The sequence below is a fragment of the Paenirhizobium cremeum genome (assembly GCF_047553425.1).
GTDB classification, from domain to species: domain Bacteria; phylum Pseudomonadota; class Alphaproteobacteria; order Rhizobiales; family Rhizobiaceae; genus Allorhizobium; species Allorhizobium cremeum.
Genome location: NZ_CP180217.1, coordinates 3870001 through 3888091, shown reverse-complemented (window position 1 = coordinate 3888091; position 18091 = coordinate 3870001). Strand labels below are relative to the sequence as shown.

The window sequence follows — 18091 nt, the reverse complement described above, 5'->3', positions numbered from 1 at the left end:
AAAGCGGGACCACTTCGATATTCTATCTGTTTGATTTTGCGCTATTCCTAAGGCAAACCCGATTTACGTTCTTGCTGGATACTCGAACCGGCCAGCGTGCCGCTTTATGGCCGGCACCAGGGAAGCCTGGAACCATCTGCATCGCCAGCGATTTCGGCGAGGTAGGAGCGGACTTCCGGTCGCGCGGGCGGGAGACCTTTGACACTCCAGGAAAAGCGTTGGCTGCAAGCCACCTTCACGTCGGCCTTCCAGATTGGGGCAAGCGCCGAAAGACCGATGGGGGAAAGACGGCCGAGCAACAGAAGACGGGCACGCAGGACATCCGCTTCCGCGGGCGCATAAAGCTGTGACAACCGCATGAAATGTTCAAGCGAGGTCGGAACTTCGGCGATGGCCTGCCGCACCATGGCCATACGCAGCCAGAAATTGCCATTGGTCGGAAGACATGACACAGCGTGCAGCAGATATGCATCCGTGCGGTTTGCGATTTCCACCCATTGCGGAAAGTCCCTTATCTGGTCGATCCCATCGAGCCGTCTCAGTTCAACGGTCAAACCCGACTTTACGACATCAGACAGGCACACGCCCTGCCCGCCCACGGCATCCGCTATGCTCCCGGCGCGTGAAATACGGTCTTCGCCGACCGGAATTCCGCTTTCGACGCGACCCGCAACGCGGCCGATTTCCGTGAAGTAAAGCCGCTGGCGCAAGTTCATGAATGCGATAAGCATCACCGCCAGGGCTACACAAATCAGAAGAAGGCCTATGGCGTCGTTTATCCGGAGACGCCTATATATTCTCATTGTAATACTTAGAGTACGAGCGGTAGTAATACTCCGAGGAACCGTATTTCTGATAGAGCTTCTGCTTGCCCTGGTCGACCTTGTTGAGGATGACGCCCACGCACTTGTTGAACAGGTAGCTATCGGCTTCCACGGACTGGCGGACAAGGCGCCTGCTGACCTTGCCCCATTCCACCACCAGAAGGAATGCATCGACCATGCCTGCGAAGGCGCGTGCATCGACGACCGGCGCGAGCGGCGGCAGATCCACGATGATGTAATCGTTGCTCTCCGAAAGCCGCGAAAGAATGGCCTTCATGCCGGGAGAATTCAGAAGCTCCGATGAATGCGGCACACGCTGCTTGATGACGGCAGGCAGGAACCGCAATCCGGTTCGCGGATTCACCAGGCAAAGACGGTCGAGATCCTGACTGCCGAGGATAGCCTCGAGAATGCCGCTCTGTGCATGCTGCGCGAGAGCCCGGGTTGCGCCCGGGTTACGCAAGTCGGCATCGATCAGTGTGGTTCTCGCTCCCTGAGCCGCGAGAAGCTCGGCGAAATTGACGGCAATCGTGGACTTGCCTTCGCCCGGCAGCGTCGAAACGATGCCGATGACTTTCGTCTTCTTTGCAGCGCAGGCCAGATCGACGGCGATCTTGCTGTTGCGAAGGGTCTCCGCAAAGGAAGACAGCGGATGATCCACGACATAGTCGTAAATCGGACCGAACTTCGCCACCGCCCGCGGATCGTTGCCCGGCTCGGACAGGTAGCGGGAGTTGTCGTCGTTCGCCATCAGCGGCGCGGTACCCAGGAATTCCAGACCAAGCGTCGAGCGAATCTGATCGCCAACCCGGAAGAAGCGATCCCTGAACTCCCTGACGGCACCGATACTGGCGCCTGCAAAAAGGCCCAGAGCCAGAAAACCTGCCAGCACCACGATCTTTTTCGGATGGCTCGGTCGGGTGGCAACCGCAGCACGCGTGATGATTCGGGCATCCGTCAGCGGGAACGACTGCTGCTGTACGGCTTCCTGGTAGCGCTGCAGGAATGTCTGATAGAGATTGCGATAGGTCTCGGCTTCGCGCTCGAGTTCGCGCAACTGAACCATGGTTTCGTTCGCGCTCGCACTGACCCCCGTGGCGTCAGCCACACTCGCCGCCAGGGTCTTCTCGCGGGCCTGAGCAACTTCAACCTCGCTTCGATAACTCTGCGCGATACGATTGAGCTCATCAAACATCAGCCGCTTATATTCCTCCATTTCCGCCCGCAGCCTGACGGCCTGGACGTGGCGAGGTCCGAGCTTGGCGGAAATCTGCGCCTCGAGCTTGGAGGCATTGAGGTATTTCGTCCGCAATTCGTTGGAAATGCTGCTGTCCAGCACATCGGTCACGATGGCGTCGGTCTGGCCCGAGGCGATGATCTCCTCAATACGCTGAAGCTTTGCCTGGGACTTGGCGACATCCGACTGTGCAACAATCAGAGCGCTGTTCAGCTCGGCGAGCTGTTGATCGGAAACCAGCTGATTGCCTGCCGTCACGAGGCCGTTGGCACTCTTGAATTTCTGGACCGCAAGGTCTGTATCAAGGGCCTGCTGGCGAAGCTCCGCGATACGCTCGAGAAGCCAGTTGCTTGCCCGCCGCGTTGCGTCGTACTTTGAGTTCAGGCTGTCTTCGAGATAGGCCTCGCCGATTGCATTGGCGACCCTGGCGGAAAGATCCGGGAAAGGCGAAACATATTCGACGGTCAGCACATAGGATCTGCCGACGCGTGTCACGGCTATATTGCTTCGGACGCCGGCTGCGGCATCGAGCTTGCGCTGTTCCAGATCGACATCCGCGCCTTTCTCATCGGAAGAGAACCACTCGGACACGTTCACGATACCGACCACCGTCCGGTACAGCGTCTTATACAAAGACTTGAACGACGCGTTGAACTGCGGGTCGTCGACCAGCTTCAGCTTGTCGACCACCGAAAGGGCAATGGTCTGTGACTTCAGAAGCTCGACCTGGCTGAGAACGGAACCCTCATCGTCCATAACGCCGCCGCCCAGGGTGAGCTGATCGGCAAACTGCTTGTTGTTGCGGTCGATCAGTACGCTGACCTGGGAGGTATAGAGCGGCACTGCCGAAAGCAGATAAACGATGCCCAAAAGAAGCCCGGCCGCCATGCAGGCTGCGACGACAATCCATTGTCGCCGCACGATGGAAAACACGGCCTCGACATCGATAACTTCCGAATCATGCTCTCGCGGAGATCCGTTGACGACTGACTCACCGTATAGTTCACGGTTCAAAAGCTGCACGATCTCGCCTCGACCAGTTGTTGGACGGAATTACTTAAAGTCCGCTCGGGCTCACGACGGTCGTCGTGGTTCCGCCCCCTCCCGAACTTGCAAAAAAGCCACCGGATGCGCCCGAGAACGATGTCCCGCCCGCCTGCGATGTCGGCGTTGCGGCTGCACCCGTGCCACCGCCGGTGCCACCTGCGCCACCGCCAGTGCCTCCCAGAGCTCCCGCGCCACCGTCGTCACCACCCGCAGCCCCCACTCCAAGCGCCGCAGTCTCGACTTCACCGGTCGCACCGGCGAACGCCGCCTGGAAAATCGTATTCGTGACCTTTGCGGCCTCCTCCTGGATGCGCGCCGCATAGGCGAGGTCAGTCGGATCGGTACTCGCGCTCAAAACGCGGACAGCCCGCGCAAGACCGGCGGCAATGCTGCCGATCTGTTCGTTGTTGGCCGAGGACACCAGTGCCAGCAGCGGCGCGAGCGTTTCCTCACTGGAAATCGCGAGACCGCGAACCTGCAGCGACAGCGAGGCCGGCGAAATCGTGTCGACCAGCAGGGATTGCGGCGCGTTCAGGAAGGCCTGAACTTCGGCCTGAGACAAGGGACCTCCCTGCCTGACCCCAAGGGGTGCCGGCTGCGACGCCTCTTGTGCGAAGGAGACACCAGCAGTGACGGGAACTGCACAGGCACCCGCCAATGCGAAAAGTAGAAACTTGCCAGTCTTCATGTCCATCACGTCTTTGCTCCTTATTTTTGCTCGCGCTGTTCTTATATTTCAGGAACATCATCGAGCAACAGCAAAACTCTTTTTCAGTTAATCCTGCAATTTTGTCATCTTAGAGGTCTTCAATCGCGTCTCTTGTCGAAACTACGTCCGAACTTACGCCGGAAGCTGTCGAGGAGATCGAATTGACAAGGTTGAGGAACTTGATGATTTCAACCGAGTCGGAGTTCGAGATGTAGAGAACGTCCTTGTCCTGCATCGGGAACTTCTGGACGGCGAAGAGCGCCGCCGGATCACGCAGATCCGCCCTGAAGACAACCGGGATCTCGTCACCCTTGAATCTTGAAACGTCAACACCAAGATTGACGAGCAGCTTGCGAGGCGCCTGACGATAAAGCAGGACCTGTGCCGGATTCGCGCGGGAATCCAATAGGCCGCCCGCCTTGCCCAGGCCTTCGCCGAGCGTCAGGTTCTCTTCCTCGAAATCGAACCTGCCGTTCGTGCCGGTCGCACCGAAGGCCAGGAAGGTCCGGCGCTCGCGCTCGGCAATAATGGTGTCGCCGGGCGCGACGTAGATGTTTTCGGCCGGGTTCGCGAGAAGTTTGTCGAAACGTATGCGGGCGGTACGACCGCGGCGCTGCACGGTGACGTAGGTTTCCGCATTCGGCGTACTCAGACCGCCGGCCTCGGAGATCGCATCGAGAACACGCTCGCCCGCATCAGTAAGCTGAACCTTCATCGGGTCGTTGACATCACCCAAAACGGCCACCTGAGCCGACTTGCTGCTGACCTTGGTAATCACGACCTGCGGCTCGATCGCCTTGCTGGACAGCAAGTCCTCGACTTCCGCCTGAACATCCTCGACCTGACGACCGGCAGCGCGGACACGGCCGGCATAAGGTACGCTGATCGTGCCATCGCGCCCGATGGTCTGTTCGGGCAAGGTTACATAGTTACCGGGACGGCTGCCCGCATCCGCAGGAATGAAGAGGCCGCCCGCCTGGGATTCGAAGACTGCGACCTGAACGATGTCGCCCGCTCCGAGCGGAAGGCTCGGCGGACCACCTCGCGAATTGCCAAGGCTACCCAAACCCGCTTCCGTCGTCGTATCGGAAGCATAGGCAAGCAGAGCCTTATTTATATCCACCAAGGCGTAGTCGATACCGACAGACCGCTTGGACGATGCATCGGTCACCTTGACCGTTGCCTTTTCTTCCACTGCCCGGCCAGTTGGACCAGAGCTTGACGTGGCCGTACATCCTGTAAGAGCAACAACTGACGTAGACAAAAGCAGGCCGGCGGCGAAAAGCTTCAAGTTCAATCCCCTCACTCAAGAAACATGCATTTTTCGCGTCTGCAATGCGAAGACATTACCGTTGCACCGCAGCGCCGAACGGTGCGGATGCTCACAGTACCCCATTTGGGTGGGACTTTATACGCAGTGCAGCATTGAGTCCACTTAGGAACTGCAAAAAACGTAAAATGCCATCAATCGACTTAAGCCGGATTAAATTCAATTTCTGTAATGTCTCCCCAATGAAGGGCACTGAACAAGTGTAAAAGAGACGGGGAAGAACATGTTTTATAGCAAAGCGCTGTCCGTCGGACTCGCAGTGATAATTTCTGCCGGTTTTGCATCTTACTCTTACGCAGTTCCACTCGGCGGCCTGACGAAAGACTTGGGTCGAAACCGGGCAATACAGCTTATAGCTGTCAGCCGACCGACGCTGGCGCCCTACGCCCATGTCCGTTTCTGCGTGCAGAATCCTGACGATTGTCAGGCCGGAAATCGGGGAAACGATATCGTTGACCTCACCCCCGCGAAGAAACTGGAGTTGCAGCGCATCAATCGGGTGACAAACCGGTCGATGCGACCGCAAAGCGACGAGGCCGGCAACGACGAATGGAAAATCGGGGGAGCGGCCGGGGACTGCGAAGATTTCGCCCTGACCAAGCGTCGCCACCTCATTGACGCCGGTTGGCCGGCCCAGGCATTGCGCCTCGTGGTTGCACGAACCTTCGACGGCGAAGGCCATGCCGTGCTTGCGGTTGCGACGTCGGATGGCGATCTCATCCTCGACAATCGGACCAACACCATCAAGGAATGGCGCAAAACCGACTTGCGTCTGCTCAAAATCCAGTCGGGTGAAAACCCGCGCCAGTGGTATGATATCGGTCGTAAGTGACCGCTTTCGGAGCCTCGTCCAATTCTGGGCAGGATCGGGTTGGAGCCCTCATGAGCGGGCCAACGAACAAGAGGACGCGGAAAACGCGGGTCATCAGCGTCCTTCCTGATATGCAGCAAAGAGGCGCTCTCTTCATTGCTTGACAAGATAATGTCTCGTTTCGACACTATGCTGCCGACGAAACGATCCGGAAGTCCAAGGTCTTTCCACGTCAAGCAAAAGGGCGAATCGAGTGAAAACAGCCTCTTCGAAGTTTGGCAGGTTCCTGCGGAGGTTTGCGGCATGCGCGATCGGGCTGTCCCTCTGGTCGACGGCTATCCCTTCCCATGCCGGCGACTTACGCTATCCGCTCGTGCTCTCTGAAATCCCTCCCACGTCCGAACGGTACGACGAACCCTTCGTCTGCAGCAAACCTGTTCCGCCGATGGTGGACATGTCGAATATCGGTACCTTCTACAAGCCCGGACCGACCCAGTCCGTCGTGGATAAGGAAGCGATGGCGGCCTATGTCAAACGCAACAAACCGATCGACGATGCCGCGGCGTCTCTAAAACTCATGATCCGGCGTGCCATAAATTCCCCTGGCGACCGTGGGCGAATCGGTCCCTGCATTATGCGCCAACTTGCGGTTTGGGCCAAAGCGCATGCGCTGCTCGGCAATCTCGACGACAACGATCCAAAGGGGCGCAGACAGGCAATCCTGATTACAGTATTCAATATGAAGACCTTCACCGATGCCTATGCGGTCGCTTTCCAGCTGGGTGCACCGACAACAGACCAGCGGAAGCTGGTAGAAGGCTGGCTCGATCAACTCGGCGACGCGATCGTCTCCGAATTTACGCCCCCTTCCCCGCCTCGCCCCAAGAAAGACCAATGGCTCGATCGAAATGCCAATACCCGGTATTGGGGAGCTTCGGCTGTCGGGCTTGCGGCAGCGCTTACGCAGGATGAACGCAAATTCGACTGGGCCATGAATGCCCTGCAGACAGGCCTTGCGGAAAGCGACACCGACGGCAGCTTTCCAATGGAACTCGCGCGCGGCGGCAGGGCTCTCAGCTACCAGAGCTTCGCCATGAAGGCGCTGACAATCCTGGTGGTGCTGGCCGATAAGAACAACCGGGCGCTCTCCGATGTGTCTGAACAACGTCTTGCGGCCGCCGCGCGATTTTCGGTCGCCGCTTTCGAGCAGCCGGAACTGATCGCGAAACGGACAGGAATGGAGCAGATGAAGGAAAGGGCGATGTCGGAATGGATGCTGCCCCTCAGCCAACATTTTTCCGTTAGCGACCCTGGCTTGACGACGCAATTGCGCACCACAGCGTCTGCTTTCGACTGGAGCAAGAACAACTATATGATAGGGCTTGCGGGAGCGAAATAACGCAGCCTACCGAAAAGCCAATCGCCCGCTTTTCGGGTGGAATCGTATCTTCAATAGTTTCATGAAGGTAAGGCACGAGCAGGGTGCCGCCGACAATTGACAACCTATCGTAAACCATGGAGACTGATGCTGCTTCTGGAGGAAAGCCGGGGGTGCTTTGCACCCTAGCGAAAACGAACCCCTTTTTTTGGCGAAATGGGAGTGTCGATGGAAAAGACAGAAGTCAAGTCACGCCTCATTGCTTCGGCGTCTTATGACGACCGGTCTCACCTGCTTTATATTCAACTTCGCACCGGCGAAACAAAGTCTCTGGTCGCTCCGCGTTCCATGTACGAGAATCTGATCAACGCCGACTCACCCGGCTGGTATTACACGCGCCACATCAGCCCCCTCGCAAAAGGCTAGGTTCCGCAACGGGCGGATTTGCAGCGCCGGACGCACTCCGCTTTCGTCGCATCCCGCGACGCGAGGACGCGGAATGCGGAACTGTGCTCTGGGATTTGCCGAGAGATATGGTCACAAGCGGCGCGAGCATCAGAGAAAACGCCAGGGCAAAGCCCGGAATCTGCAGCGAAAAATCCACCGCAGAATGCAGGGCGACGAGCAGTAGCGTCGCCAGTCCAAGACATCCCGCAAACCTGTATTCGCGACGCTCGCGGATTCCTCGAACGAATATATAAACCAGACTTGCAACGACAATGACCAAAGCGATCGGAAACATGATTCCGAGGCCAAGCGTGCCTTCAAGATAGACATTGTGTGCCTTGTCCCAGACACCGAACACACCGCATGAAGGATTGCGATAGGCGGGAAATATCTCCTGGAAGGAGGCAAGACCGCCCCCCCATGGGAAATGATCCCTCACGCTCGCGGCGATCCCTGGCAGAGCGCAGAATCGCGGATCCTCCGCGCCGCGAACATCGGCGCGCAACACAACATTTCCGCCGATCACCCCAAGAATGGCCAGAAACACCAAAGGCAGGCCAGCAAAGAGCCACAGACGCCTCAGCAACCGTCCTTCCGGTCGACGGGTAAATCCTGCTGTACCCATGCGGCTGTAGCGGGTCGCCCCCAACAGAATACCCAGCAAGGATAGGCTGACAAAGGTCGCGCCAACGCCCGCACGCGACTTGGTCATGACCAATGCGAGGAGGGTCATCACAAACAGCAGGGCATAGATCAGGTTCGACCATCCTGATACGCTGCCTTTGTGCCACTGTTGCCCGGGTTGAAGAAGGGCAGCGAAGAGACGCCGGAATTGCACGTCCTTGGTCGAGCGCCACAACAGAGCAAACAACAGAAGGGAGACGATCCCGAAGAACGTGGCGGCGGTATTACGATTGACGAAGAAGCCGGTAAGGCTGTCCAGATAAGCGGCCTTTTCGACAAAGAGCAGTGTCTTCGGCCAGAAGACGAACTGGATGATCGAAAAGATTGCGACGACACCTCCAACGATGCCATAGAGCCTCAATGCACGTTCGGCGAGCCGATCCGTTCCAAAGAGGAGCAGCGACAGCATGAAGGCCCCGAACGGCAGAGCAATTTTGAGATAGGCGCCGAGATCGTCGCCAGGCGTCACCGAGATACTTCCTGATATCTCCGGGTTCAACTTGCGGACTTCGAGCCAGGCGGGATGGATCGGCCAACCTTCCGGCAATGGCGCGATCTGAAACAACACCCACGCTAGAATTGCCAGGAGCACGAAAAAGCAGATCGACAACGGCAAACGGACATTTTCGGAAATACCGGTCGAGATCGCCGTCAAGAGAAGAAGGATATAGACGAACCCCGTCGCCATGGCGACGGTAATCGGATCGTTGGCGCCATAGTTCAAGAGGCAGACAGCGATGCTGAACCAGAAAACGCCTGTCAGGAAAAACGTGAACCGCGATCTCGATACCGTTTTCCTATCCGGTTCCGCAGCAAGACGTCTTTCACTTGTTCGCATTCACTCGCCCCGAATATATCCGCCGCATTCCATTATTCAGCCGGTTCTGCCAAACAAAAACCCGACATCTTCTTCCATCTCGAAGCGGTGCATTGTGACCGCCTTTCGCATGGCACCCCTGAGGAAACTCCGCACCGTTTCCATGCCGCGCCTGCCTCTTTTTCGCACAGCCCCCGATCAACTGCGACGCAGCAAATATAGTCCGGACACAACCTGCGCCAACGTCCTTTTTTGGGATTGCAACACTATTATCGTGAGCATTCACGCAACGGCCAATTCGGCATCACATCCAATAAAAATCAGTAAAATCAATAAATTACCTTATCGACATCCTGATTTCGGCACTCACATGAAAGATGATATTGCAACGCAACATATTGACAAGCCCCAATCCATGAGAAACAAAAGTTAGTATAAAATTCGGAAAGCCTGACGGTAAACGGTCGCTTCACGCGCCGTGAGAGTAACTCGCTTTGTAAAGAGTGGACGATGAGGGTTACCATCGACATGCCGCAACCGCAAAACGCCGCGGGGCCCAAGCCGTTCAGCGCGAAAGGCTGGTCGGCTGCGGTTTTCCGCGACGCGGTGGGTTTCCCGATGAATGATCGCACCGATTTCAATAACCCCAAAAAGGCCGATCTTTTGCGATTGATTCGAGCAACAGTTTCGGAGGGCTTATCGCGTATCTCCATCCAGAGCGTCGCTCGCCTATCTGTGCACCCCGGTCGTCATCCTGTCATGCGGGTTTTTGCACGCCGGCTCCTTGCAGGATGCCAAGTGTGTCCTTCCGGGATTTCAACATCAACCAATCATGGGTTACGAGCATGAAGAACACCATTCTTGCGGTCGCATCCAGCGGAGGTCACTGGCAGCAATTGCTGCTCGTATCGGAAGCCTTCGAAGACATGTCGCCGGTCTTCGTGACCACAAAGGCAGAACTGCTCAAGCAGGCGGGAAAAATTGACGGTCATGTGGTTGCCGATTGCAACCGCAATCGTCCACTCCTTACCCTCACCTGTATCAGCCAATGCGCGCGCATCGTCTTTTCCCGTCGTCCCAAGGTAATCATTTCCACCGGCGCGGCCCCGGGAATCATCTGCATTGCCTTCGGCAAGCTCATCGGTGCCAAGACGATTTGGATCGACAGTTTCGCGAATGTTGAAAAGCTATCCATGTCCGGGAAAATAGCCCGCTATCTTTCCGACAAATGGCTGACGCAATGGGAGCATCTGAGCGATACGACAGGTCCGAGCTATCATGGAGCGCTGCTATGATCGTCGTCACCGTCGGCACCCAACTTCCCTTCGACCGGCTGATCCGCATGATCGATGAGCTCGCGCCTTCACTCGAGCACGATGTCTTCGCCCAGACCGGAGTCGGCACCTATGTTCCGAAAAACATGGAGTGGAGTTCGACGGTCGAGGCGTCGGATTTCGACAGCAGGCTGAAGGCTTGCTCGGTCATCGTTTCCCATGCCGGGATCGGCACGGTGCTGAAAGCCTACAAATATGCCAAGCCGATCGTGCTGATGCCGCGGCTATCGTCCCTGGGCGAACATCGCAACGATCATCAACTTGCGACCGTTTCCCAGCTTCGCCGGCGCGAGGGCATCTACGTGGCCGAAAACAAGCAGGAACTCGAAAGCCTCCTCAACCGGAAGCTCGATCCGGCCAAGCCATCCGATGACGTTGCCGCAAGCGCGGAGAGACTGCGCGGTTACGTGCGCAACTCGATTCTCGAGATGCTCGCCTGACCCTTCCTACACAGAGCATACGGCATGATGACGCCAAGATCTCGAGGCTGACGCGACCGGACCGATCCTCGCGAAAAGCCGAGGTCGGTCTGTTTCCGGTTCGATTCATTGCGCATTTACCGGATGGCCTTTCCACACGACGGCCGATGCACGCATCTTCCTGCGCCGTGCCGGGTTGCCGAAGCCTGCATCCTCTGTCAGAGCTTTCCTTTCGCGTCTTCGACCTTACGACGGCGGAATCGGCTCGCTTCGTTTCCATGTCCGCGGAATTGCCATCTCCGCGGTGCAGGAGGTTCCACTGCGATATGCCGGATTTAACGGGACGCGTCGCAGGGTTCGGTCAAACAGGGATTTCTGAGTGAATGCTTAGTATCTGGAGATCACTCTTCGGAACTCCGCCGAAGGAGGAAGCGCCAGCCATCCGCCGTCGGCGCATCGACCTCGGCGAGGCCCTACCGCCCTACACGCTTTATGCGATAGGGGACGTGCATGGCTGCCTCGACGAACTTCTTTCCGCGGAAGAGCGCATTCGCGAGGACATACTCGCAAGTGAAACGCCGGGTCTCGTCATCTATCTCGGCGATTACGTCGACCGGGGGCCACAATCCGCCGGCGTTCTCAATCATCTGAGCGGCCCCAATCAAGACAAGCGGATGCGCAGGCTGCCGCTGTGCGGCAATCACGATTCGATCTTCGCCGCCTTCGCCAGGGATCCGATGAACCATCTGGACTGGCTAGACTTCGGCGGCCGCCAGACAATGCTTTCCTACGGCATCGATATCGACGAGTTGCTGACGCGGGGCCGGGGCCGGCCGGAAGAGGTGGCCCGTGTCCTCTCGCAGGCTATTCCCGCACGGCATTTGTCCCTGATCGAGATTTTGCCCATCAGCCTGCGTGTCGGCCCTTATCTCTTCGTACATGCAGGGGTTCGCCCGGGCGTTCCCCTGCAAGAGCAGACCGACGAGGACATGCTCTGGATCCGCGAGCCTTTCCTCGCCACCGGACCGCAGTTGCCGCTCACCGTCATCCACGGTCACTCTCCCGTTTCGGAACCGGATTTCGGACCTTCGCGCATTGGCATCGACACAGGGGCGTATCTTTCTGGTAAGCTTTCGGTGCTTAAGATTGCGGAGGGCGTGCCCTCCCTGCTCCATCCGTCATGAAACAAGGCTCACGGCATGCGCCTTGGGCAAGGTCATGCATCGCCCGACCGGAGTTTGGCCGGCAGACAATCGAGCGGTTCCCAGAATGACGCCTGAACCATTGGCGCATAGCCCGAGCAAACCACGGAAACCGGCCTGGACACCGTTCCTGGTTTTCTTCCTTGTCTTCACGATTCCAGTTACGGCAACCGTCCTGCTCGCCAATGGCGGACGCAACCTCATGAGGATCGCCGCCATGCTGAACATCGATCTTGCCCCAAGGCAGGAGACGACCGTTGTGAAAACAGGCCGGGCGAAGAGCTCTTCCGCCCGACCGGCCATCCTCGCCCGCTCGTTTGCGGCCTCTGATGCGGTGCGCATTTTACCGATGGCACCTGACCGCACTCCCGAAGAAACCTGCCTCGGCCTGAAATCGATCAGCCCCTCTGCCGATCCCGTCTTTACACCGGCGAGCGGGGGTGCCTGGGAATGCACGGCAACCACCGCCTTTGCGGACACGTCGAACTCGATCTTCCTGCAGATCAGGGGGGCGGGGCGGCGGGTCAGCTTCATAAGGATCAAGTACAACCTCTTGGACCCTTCCCATCTCGGTGAAATGTTCAATCAATCCATGCAGCTCGTCCGGCATGTCCGGCCGGAGGTCGATACCGCCGATCTGGCGGAGATCGAGAATGTCATGGGAGCCGGGCGGGAAAAATACATCATGTACGGATTGGACAGGGTCATCCTGAAGCAGGAAATGATGGATAGCCGACGTTACAACCTGCTGATCACCACGGCCGGATAGCTTCCCCTTACCTTCCTCGCTGCGCCGTCGATCCCTATGGAACGGCCATTCGATCTCGGCGGCGTCCCCTCCACACATCGATTAGCTGACCGTTTTGCTCGGCTGCCGGGTCGAATCGGTAAACGCTCTTTCTGGTGGACGGTAGGACGAAGACGTCGCTGCGGGCTTGCAGGCTGGCTGAAATCGCTGGTCTGTTGCCACGAGGCGGCTGCCGCTACTCTTCGGGGAAGGAATTCCTATTGCCCATAGGCATTCCTTTCCCTGGAGGAACCGGCTCGACACGAGGTTGGCGCCTGCCAGCGCGGCCATCGAAGCCTCCAGAAAGTCACAAAGCAGCACCTCTTCATTTCTCGTGTCACAAGCGGATCGGAACGATCGAGCCGTGAAGATAGCAAGCATTTGCCGTTGACCGCGCAGCATTCAAATAATCCATTTTTGAAGTAAGCTCGGGCTCATGAAAACGCCCGGCGGATGGCTAAGCCGTTTCAAGAACGAAAGGATTGGGTACTTCAGAGGAGATACGGGAGGAAGTCCCCGTTTTCGAGGAATGAGAAAGCGATACTGAGCCTCCTCCCTGATCGGGCATCCGCGCACGCGGGACCTTTCCGACCGCTCCTGCGTTCAACAATGGTTCAAGCCGGAGATTGGGCGATGTCAAAAAGAAGGAACAAGCAAGGGATCTTCGAGAGTTTTGCCGGCGTCATCGCCGAATGGACCGGCAAGCCGATCGTGTTTACCACCGCTGCGGCTCTTATCGTCGTGTGGGCAATCAGCGGGCCAATCTTCGACTATTCGGAAACCTGGCAGCTCATCGTCAACACCGCGACCACCATCATAACCTTCCTGATGGTCTTCGTTCTTCAAAATTCGCAGAACCGAGATGGACGAGCATTGCAGGCCAAACTCGACGAACTCATCCTGAGCAGCCATGCGAAGAATTCCTTTGTCGGAATAGAGAATCTCGACGACAGGGAACTCAGAAGACTGATCAGGCGGCTGGAAGAACAGGCCGATACCCTGAAGGAGAAAGCAGACGGGAAGCTCGGCGACGCGGACGATGCTCTACCGGAGTGAATAAGAGAACGCCATGCATCGGTCTCCGATGACATGCGCGTAAAAGCGAAGCATTTGTCGTTTAGGGAGACCGCCGAAGCCATCGAAGGCCCGGATGTAGATGATCCCCGTCACTCAGAGTGTGTATGGCGTTCAGAAACGCAAAAGGCCCCGCGGTGGGGGCTCTTGGGATCACAGGGATCGGTGGTTGCGGGGGCAGGATTTGAACCTGCGGCCTTCAGGTTATGAGCCTGACGAGCTACCGGGCTGCTCCACCCCGCGTCACCGAGAGAACTGGCCGATTTTGGCCTGTTCGTATGTGCAAGCCTGCTTGGCTTGCGGAGTTTGTCAAACGGATTGGTTTGACGGTTTTTTTCGTCATGATGACGAGAAAGCAAAAAGGCCGCGTTGGATGCGGCCTCGTTATGGGCTTGAGGCCCTTTTTTGTGTCGAGAAGACGGTCTTGATCCTTTTCCCTTGCGGCTTTTTGGACATGTCATGTCCAGTGCATGGGCATGTTGCGTTTTGCAGACCTGGCAGCGACCTACTCTCCCGCGTCTTGAGACGAAGTACCATTGGCGCAGGGGCGTTTCACGGCCGTGTTCGGAATGGGAACGGGTGCAGCCGCCCCGCAATAACCACCAGGTCAGCGAAGCGCAACATTTGAGAAGCTGGCAGGCCTTCGCCTGTTTTCTTTTTAAACACGTCTTGATCTTCTGTCTTTGCGCTGCCGCGATCTTCGATCGCTACGCTGCAGACGGCGCACCAAACTCTTGGCGACGAACTGGCATTCTGTAGCGCTGCCAAACTCGATGTCAAGCAAGGCAGCCATACAGCGCTGAAGCGCGTCGGCATTGTTGGCCGGCCCGTCCGGAGCGCTTTTGCGCACCAGGACAAGAAGATGGCATCATCGAACAAAGTTCGATGAGCATTACCAATGAGAACGATCAAGCCAATCGAGCTATTAGTACCGGTAAGCTTCACACATTGCTGCGCTTCCACACCCGGCCTATCAACGTGGTCGTCTTCCACGGCTCTGATAGGGAATACTCGTTTTCAGGTGGGTTTCCCGCTTAGATGCCTTCAGCGGTTATCCCTTCCATATATAGCTACCCTGCTATGCCGTTGGCACGACAACAGGTCCACCAGAGATATGTCCATCCCGGTCCTCTCGTACTAGGGACAGATCCTGTCAATATTCCTACACCCACGGCAGATAGGGACCGAACTGTCTCACGACGTTCTGAACCCAGCTCACGTACCGCTTTAATTGGCGAACAGCCAAACCCTTGGGACCTGCTCCAGCCCCAGGATGCGATGAGCCGACATCGAGGTGCCAAACAACCCCGTCGATATGGACTCTTGGGGGTCATCAGCCTGTTATCCCCGGCGTACCTTTTATCCGTTGAGCGATGGCCCTTCCACGCGGGACCACCGGATCACTATGACCGACTTTCGTCTCTGCTCGACTTGTCAGTCTCGCAGTCAGGCGGGCTTATGCCATTGCACTCGACGAGCGATTTCCGACCGCTCTGAGCCCACCATCGCGCGCCTCCGTTACTCTTTCGGAGGCGACCGCCCCAGTCAAACTACCCACCATACACTGTCCCGGATCCGGATAACGGACCGCGGTTAGACATCCATGACGATAAGGGTGGTATTTCAAGGATGGCTCCACTCAAACTGGCGTCCGAGCTTCAAAGCCTACCACCTATCCTACACATGCCGACACGAATGCCAGTGTAAAGCTATAGTAAAGGTGCACGGGGTCTTTCCGTCTAACCGCAGGAACCCCGCATCTTCACGGGGAATTCAATTTCACTGAGTCTATGCTGGAGACAGCGGGGAAGTCGTTACGCCATTCGTGCAGGTCGGAACTTACCCGACAAGGAATTTCGCTACCTTAGGACCGTTATAGTTACGGCCGCCGTTTACTGGGGCTTCGATTCAAAGCTTGCACCTCTCCTCTTAACCTTCCAGCACCGGGCAGGCGTCAGACCCTATACGTCGTCTTGCGACTTCGCAGAGCCCTGTGTTTTTGATAAACAGTCGCTACCCCCTGGTCTGTGCCACCCCATCTGACTTGCGTCAAAAGGGGTCACGCTTCTTCCGAAGTTACGCGTGCAATTTGCCGAGTTCCTTCAGCATAGTTCTCTCAAGCGCCTTGGTATACTCTACCTGACCACCTGTGTCGGTTTCGGGTACGGTCTATAAGGTGGAGCTATTTCCTGGAACCGCGTCCCCGCCCTGGTAATCCAATAAACCAGAACAAGTTAAGCGATCCGTCACTACCACCAGGCCCACGAATATTAACGTGGTTCCCATCGACTACGCGTGTCCGCCTCGTCTTAGGGGCCGGCTAACCCTGCTCAGATTAACTTTAAGCAGGAACCCTTGGTCTTTCGGCGAGGGAGTCTCTCACTCCCTTTATCGTTACTCATGTCAACATTCGCACTTCCGATACCTCCAGGACCCCTCACAGGTATCCCTTCACAGGCTTACGGAACGCTCCGCTACCACTCCCTTGCGGGAATCCTCAGCTTCGGTGCATGGCTTTAGCCCCGTTACATTTTCGGCGCAAAGACCCTTATTTAGACCAGTGAGCTGTTACGCTTTCTTTAAATGATGGCTGCTTCTAAGCCAACATCCTGGTTGTTTTGGGATCCTCACATCCTTTCCCACTTAGCCATGACTTGGGGACCTTAGCTGGAGGTCAGGGTTGTTGCCCTTTTCACGACGGACGTTAGCACCCGCCGTGTGTCTGCCGACTAGTACTCCTCGGTATTCGGAGTTTGGTTAGGATCAGTAAGACGGTGAGTCCCCATAGCCCATCCAGTGCTCTACCCCCGAGGGTATTCGGTCGACGCTCTACCTAAATAGATTTCGCGGAGAACCAGCTATCTCCGAGTTTGATTGGCCTTTCACCCCTAGCCACAAGTCATCCCAATCTATTGCAACAGATGCGGGTTCGGTCCTCCAGTTGGTGTTACCCAACCTTCAACCTGCTCATGGCTAGATCACTCGGTTTCGGGTCTAATGCAACGAACTGAACGCCCTGTTCAGACTCGCTTTCGCTACGCCTACACCTACCGGCTTAAGCTTGCTCGCTACACTAAGTCGTTGACCCATTATACAAAAGGTACGCTGTCAGCCTTGCGGCCTCCAACTGCTTGTAGGCATCCGGTTTCAGGTTCTATTTCACTCCCCTTGTCGGGGTGCTTTTCACCTTTCCCTCACGGTACTTGTTCGCTATCGGTCATGCACGAGTACTTAGGCTTGGAGAGTGGTCTCCCCATGTTCAGACAGGATTTCACGTGTCCCGCCTTACTCAAGGACAATGCCTGTTCTACGTCTACGGGGCTGTCACCCGCTATGGCCCAACTTTCCAGAAGGTTCGACTTTATTCAGCATTGCCACTGGCCTGGTCCGCGTTCGCTCGCCACTACTTGCGGAGTCTCGGTTGATGTCCTTTCCTGCAGGTACTTAGATGTTTCAGTTCCCTGCGTTCGCTTCTTACACCCTATTTTATTCAGGTGCAGATACCTTATCTCAATACTTGGAAACCCAAGCCGAGCCTCAACTCAGTTTGGATTTTCCAAGTATCTAAGGTGGGTTGCCCCATTCGGAGATCCATGGATCAAAGCTCATTCGCAGCTCCCCACGGCTTATCGCAGCGTATCACGTCCTTCTTCGCCTGTGCATGCCAAGGCATCCACCAAATGCCCTTACGACACTTAATCGTTCTCATTGCCAATGCTCATCACTTACTGGATCTGGAAGACCTTTCCTTCTCGCTTGCGCTCGAAGGGGTTCCAAATCTGACTATCCGGGCAAACCTGAGTTTGCCGGACCAGAGATGCGGTTACCTTTTACAACCGCATCATTCATGATGCCATCGACGTGTTCGGTATGGTCCCTCAATAAGATGTCACGCCGAGCGACATCCGGGCCATACCTTAAGACCAGCTTCTCGAGATCAAATCCAGGGATGTGCGGTTAGCAAACCATCCACCAGATCGTCCGCCAGAAA

General features: G+C 56.7%; 16 protein-coding genes, 1 tRNA gene and 2 rRNA genes (1 of these 19 cut by a window edge). 10 read left to right on the top strand and 9 right to left on the bottom strand.

The genetic code is table 11. The annotated features are described in order from the left end of the window. Positions 1-104 precede the first annotated feature (104 nt). The 4 genes from ACLBKR_RS18715 to ACLBKR_RS18700 all read right to left on the bottom strand — a co-directional run bounded on the left by ACLBKR_RS18715 (position 105) and on the right by ACLBKR_RS18700 (position 5108). Positions 105-731: a hypothetical protein gene (locus ACLBKR_RS18715; protein ID WP_414899971.1), complete on the bottom strand. Its 627-nt coding sequence runs from the start codon at positions 729-731 to the stop codon at positions 105-107. Between the two features lie 58 nt (positions 732-789). Next, a complete protein-coding gene (locus ACLBKR_RS18710; protein ID WP_112830024.1) occupies positions 790-3075 on the bottom strand; it encodes a polysaccharide biosynthesis tyrosine autokinase in 2286 nt (761 codons plus the stop codon). Positions 3076-3118: 43 nt separating this feature from the next. After that, positions 3119-3670, bottom strand: a complete 552-nt coding sequence (locus ACLBKR_RS18705) for a hypothetical protein (RefSeq protein ID WP_162748360.1) — start codon at positions 3668-3670, stop codon at positions 3119-3121. Positions 3671-3905: 235 nt separating this feature from the next. Continuing rightward, a complete protein-coding gene (locus ACLBKR_RS18700; RefSeq protein ID WP_112830002.1) occupies positions 3906-5108 on the bottom strand; it encodes a polysaccharide biosynthesis/export family protein in 1203 nt (400 codons plus the stop codon). A 262-nt stretch (positions 5109-5370) separates the two neighbouring features. Between ACLBKR_RS18700 and ACLBKR_RS18695 the strand changes: the two genes are divergently transcribed. From ACLBKR_RS18695 to ACLBKR_RS18685, 3 genes are all read left to right on the top strand, one after another. Continuing rightward, complete coding sequence (locus ACLBKR_RS18695; RefSeq protein WP_113340511.1) at positions 5371-5979, top strand: transglutaminase-like cysteine peptidase; 609 nt, start codon at positions 5371-5373, stop codon at positions 5977-5979. Positions 5980-6211: 232 nt separating this feature from the next. Continuing rightward, on the top strand, positions 6212-7357 hold the full coding sequence (locus ACLBKR_RS18690) for an alginate lyase family protein (RefSeq protein WP_414899968.1): 1146 nt from the start codon (positions 6212-6214) through the stop codon (positions 7355-7357). 207 nt (positions 7358-7564) lie between these two features. Beyond that, a complete protein-coding gene (locus ACLBKR_RS18685) occupies positions 7565-7762 on the top strand; it encodes a KTSC domain-containing protein (RefSeq protein ID WP_162708287.1) in 198 nt (65 codons plus the stop codon). Here ACLBKR_RS18685 and ACLBKR_RS18680 read toward each other — a convergent pair. After that, positions 7740-9191: an O-antigen ligase family protein gene (locus ACLBKR_RS18680; protein ID WP_162708288.1), complete on the bottom strand. Its 1452-nt coding sequence runs from the start codon at positions 9189-9191 to the stop codon at positions 7740-7742. The genes ACLBKR_RS18685 and ACLBKR_RS18680 overlap by 23 nt on opposite strands. A 13-nt stretch (positions 9192-9204) precedes the next feature. Here ACLBKR_RS18680 and ACLBKR_RS18675 point away from each other — a divergent pair, with 13 nt between their 5' ends. The 7 genes from ACLBKR_RS18675 to ACLBKR_RS18645 all read left to right on the top strand — a co-directional run bounded on the left by ACLBKR_RS18675 (position 9205) and on the right by ACLBKR_RS18645 (position 14082). Beyond that, positions 9205-9717 carry a hypothetical protein gene (locus ACLBKR_RS18675; RefSeq protein WP_162708289.1) on the top strand — a complete coding sequence of 171 codons (513 nt, stop codon included), beginning with the start codon at positions 9205-9207 and terminating at the stop codon, positions 9715-9717. A gap of 77 nt (positions 9718-9794) precedes the next feature. Next, the gene (locus ACLBKR_RS18670) at positions 9795-10133 is read left to right on the top strand and encodes a hypothetical protein (protein WP_162708290.1); all 339 of its coding nucleotides are present in this window, start codon (positions 9795-9797) and stop codon (positions 10131-10133) included. Continuing rightward, positions 10130-10579 carry a glucuronosyltransferase gene (locus ACLBKR_RS18665; RefSeq protein WP_112830025.1) on the top strand — a complete coding sequence of 150 codons (450 nt, stop codon included), beginning with the start codon at positions 10130-10132 and terminating at the stop codon, positions 10577-10579. Before ACLBKR_RS18670 ends, ACLBKR_RS18665 begins: the two co-directional genes overlap by 4 nt. Beyond that, positions 10576-11058: a glycosyltransferase gene (locus ACLBKR_RS18660; RefSeq protein ID WP_112830007.1), complete on the top strand. Its 483-nt coding sequence runs from the start codon at positions 10576-10578 to the stop codon at positions 11056-11058. Before ACLBKR_RS18665 ends, ACLBKR_RS18660 begins: the two co-directional genes overlap by 4 nt. Before the next feature lie 362 nt (positions 11059-11420). Further along, positions 11421-12221 carry a metallophosphoesterase family protein gene (locus ACLBKR_RS18655; protein ID WP_112830008.1) on the top strand — a complete coding sequence of 267 codons (801 nt, stop codon included), beginning with the start codon at positions 11421-11423 and terminating at the stop codon, positions 12219-12221. A gap of 34 nt (positions 12222-12255) precedes the next feature. Next, on the top strand, positions 12256-13008 hold the full coding sequence (locus tag ACLBKR_RS18650) for a DUF6030 family protein (RefSeq protein ID WP_414901829.1): 753 nt from the start codon (positions 12256-12258) through the stop codon (positions 13006-13008). 627 nt (positions 13009-13635) lie between these two features. After that, positions 13636-14082 (top strand): low affinity iron permease family protein, encoded by a 447-nt coding sequence (locus tag ACLBKR_RS18645; RefSeq protein ID WP_112830010.1) that lies wholly within the window; start codon positions 13636-13638, stop codon positions 14080-14082. Positions 14083-14266: 184 nt separating this feature from the next. Here the strand turns inward: ACLBKR_RS18645 and ACLBKR_RS18640 are convergent. The 4 genes from ACLBKR_RS18640 to ACLBKR_RS18625 form a co-directional block, all read right to left on the bottom strand. Next, a tRNA-Met gene (locus ACLBKR_RS18640) sits at positions 14267-14343 on the bottom strand. Between the two features lie 249 nt (positions 14344-14592). Continuing rightward, positions 14593-14707: ribosomal RNA gene (rrf, locus tag ACLBKR_RS18635) — 5S ribosomal RNA — on the bottom strand. A gap of 297 nt (positions 14708-15004) precedes the next feature. Next, positions 15005-17801, bottom strand: a 23S ribosomal RNA gene (locus ACLBKR_RS18630). Between the two features lie 236 nt (positions 17802-18037). After that, positions 18038-18091: the 3' end of a hypothetical protein gene (locus ACLBKR_RS18625; RefSeq protein WP_113454383.1), read on the bottom strand. The gene runs 183 nt beyond the window's last position; 54 of the gene's 237 nt are visible here — the last part of the coding sequence; its start codon lies off the right edge, out of view — the gene reads right to left on this strand; its stop codon occupies positions 18038-18040.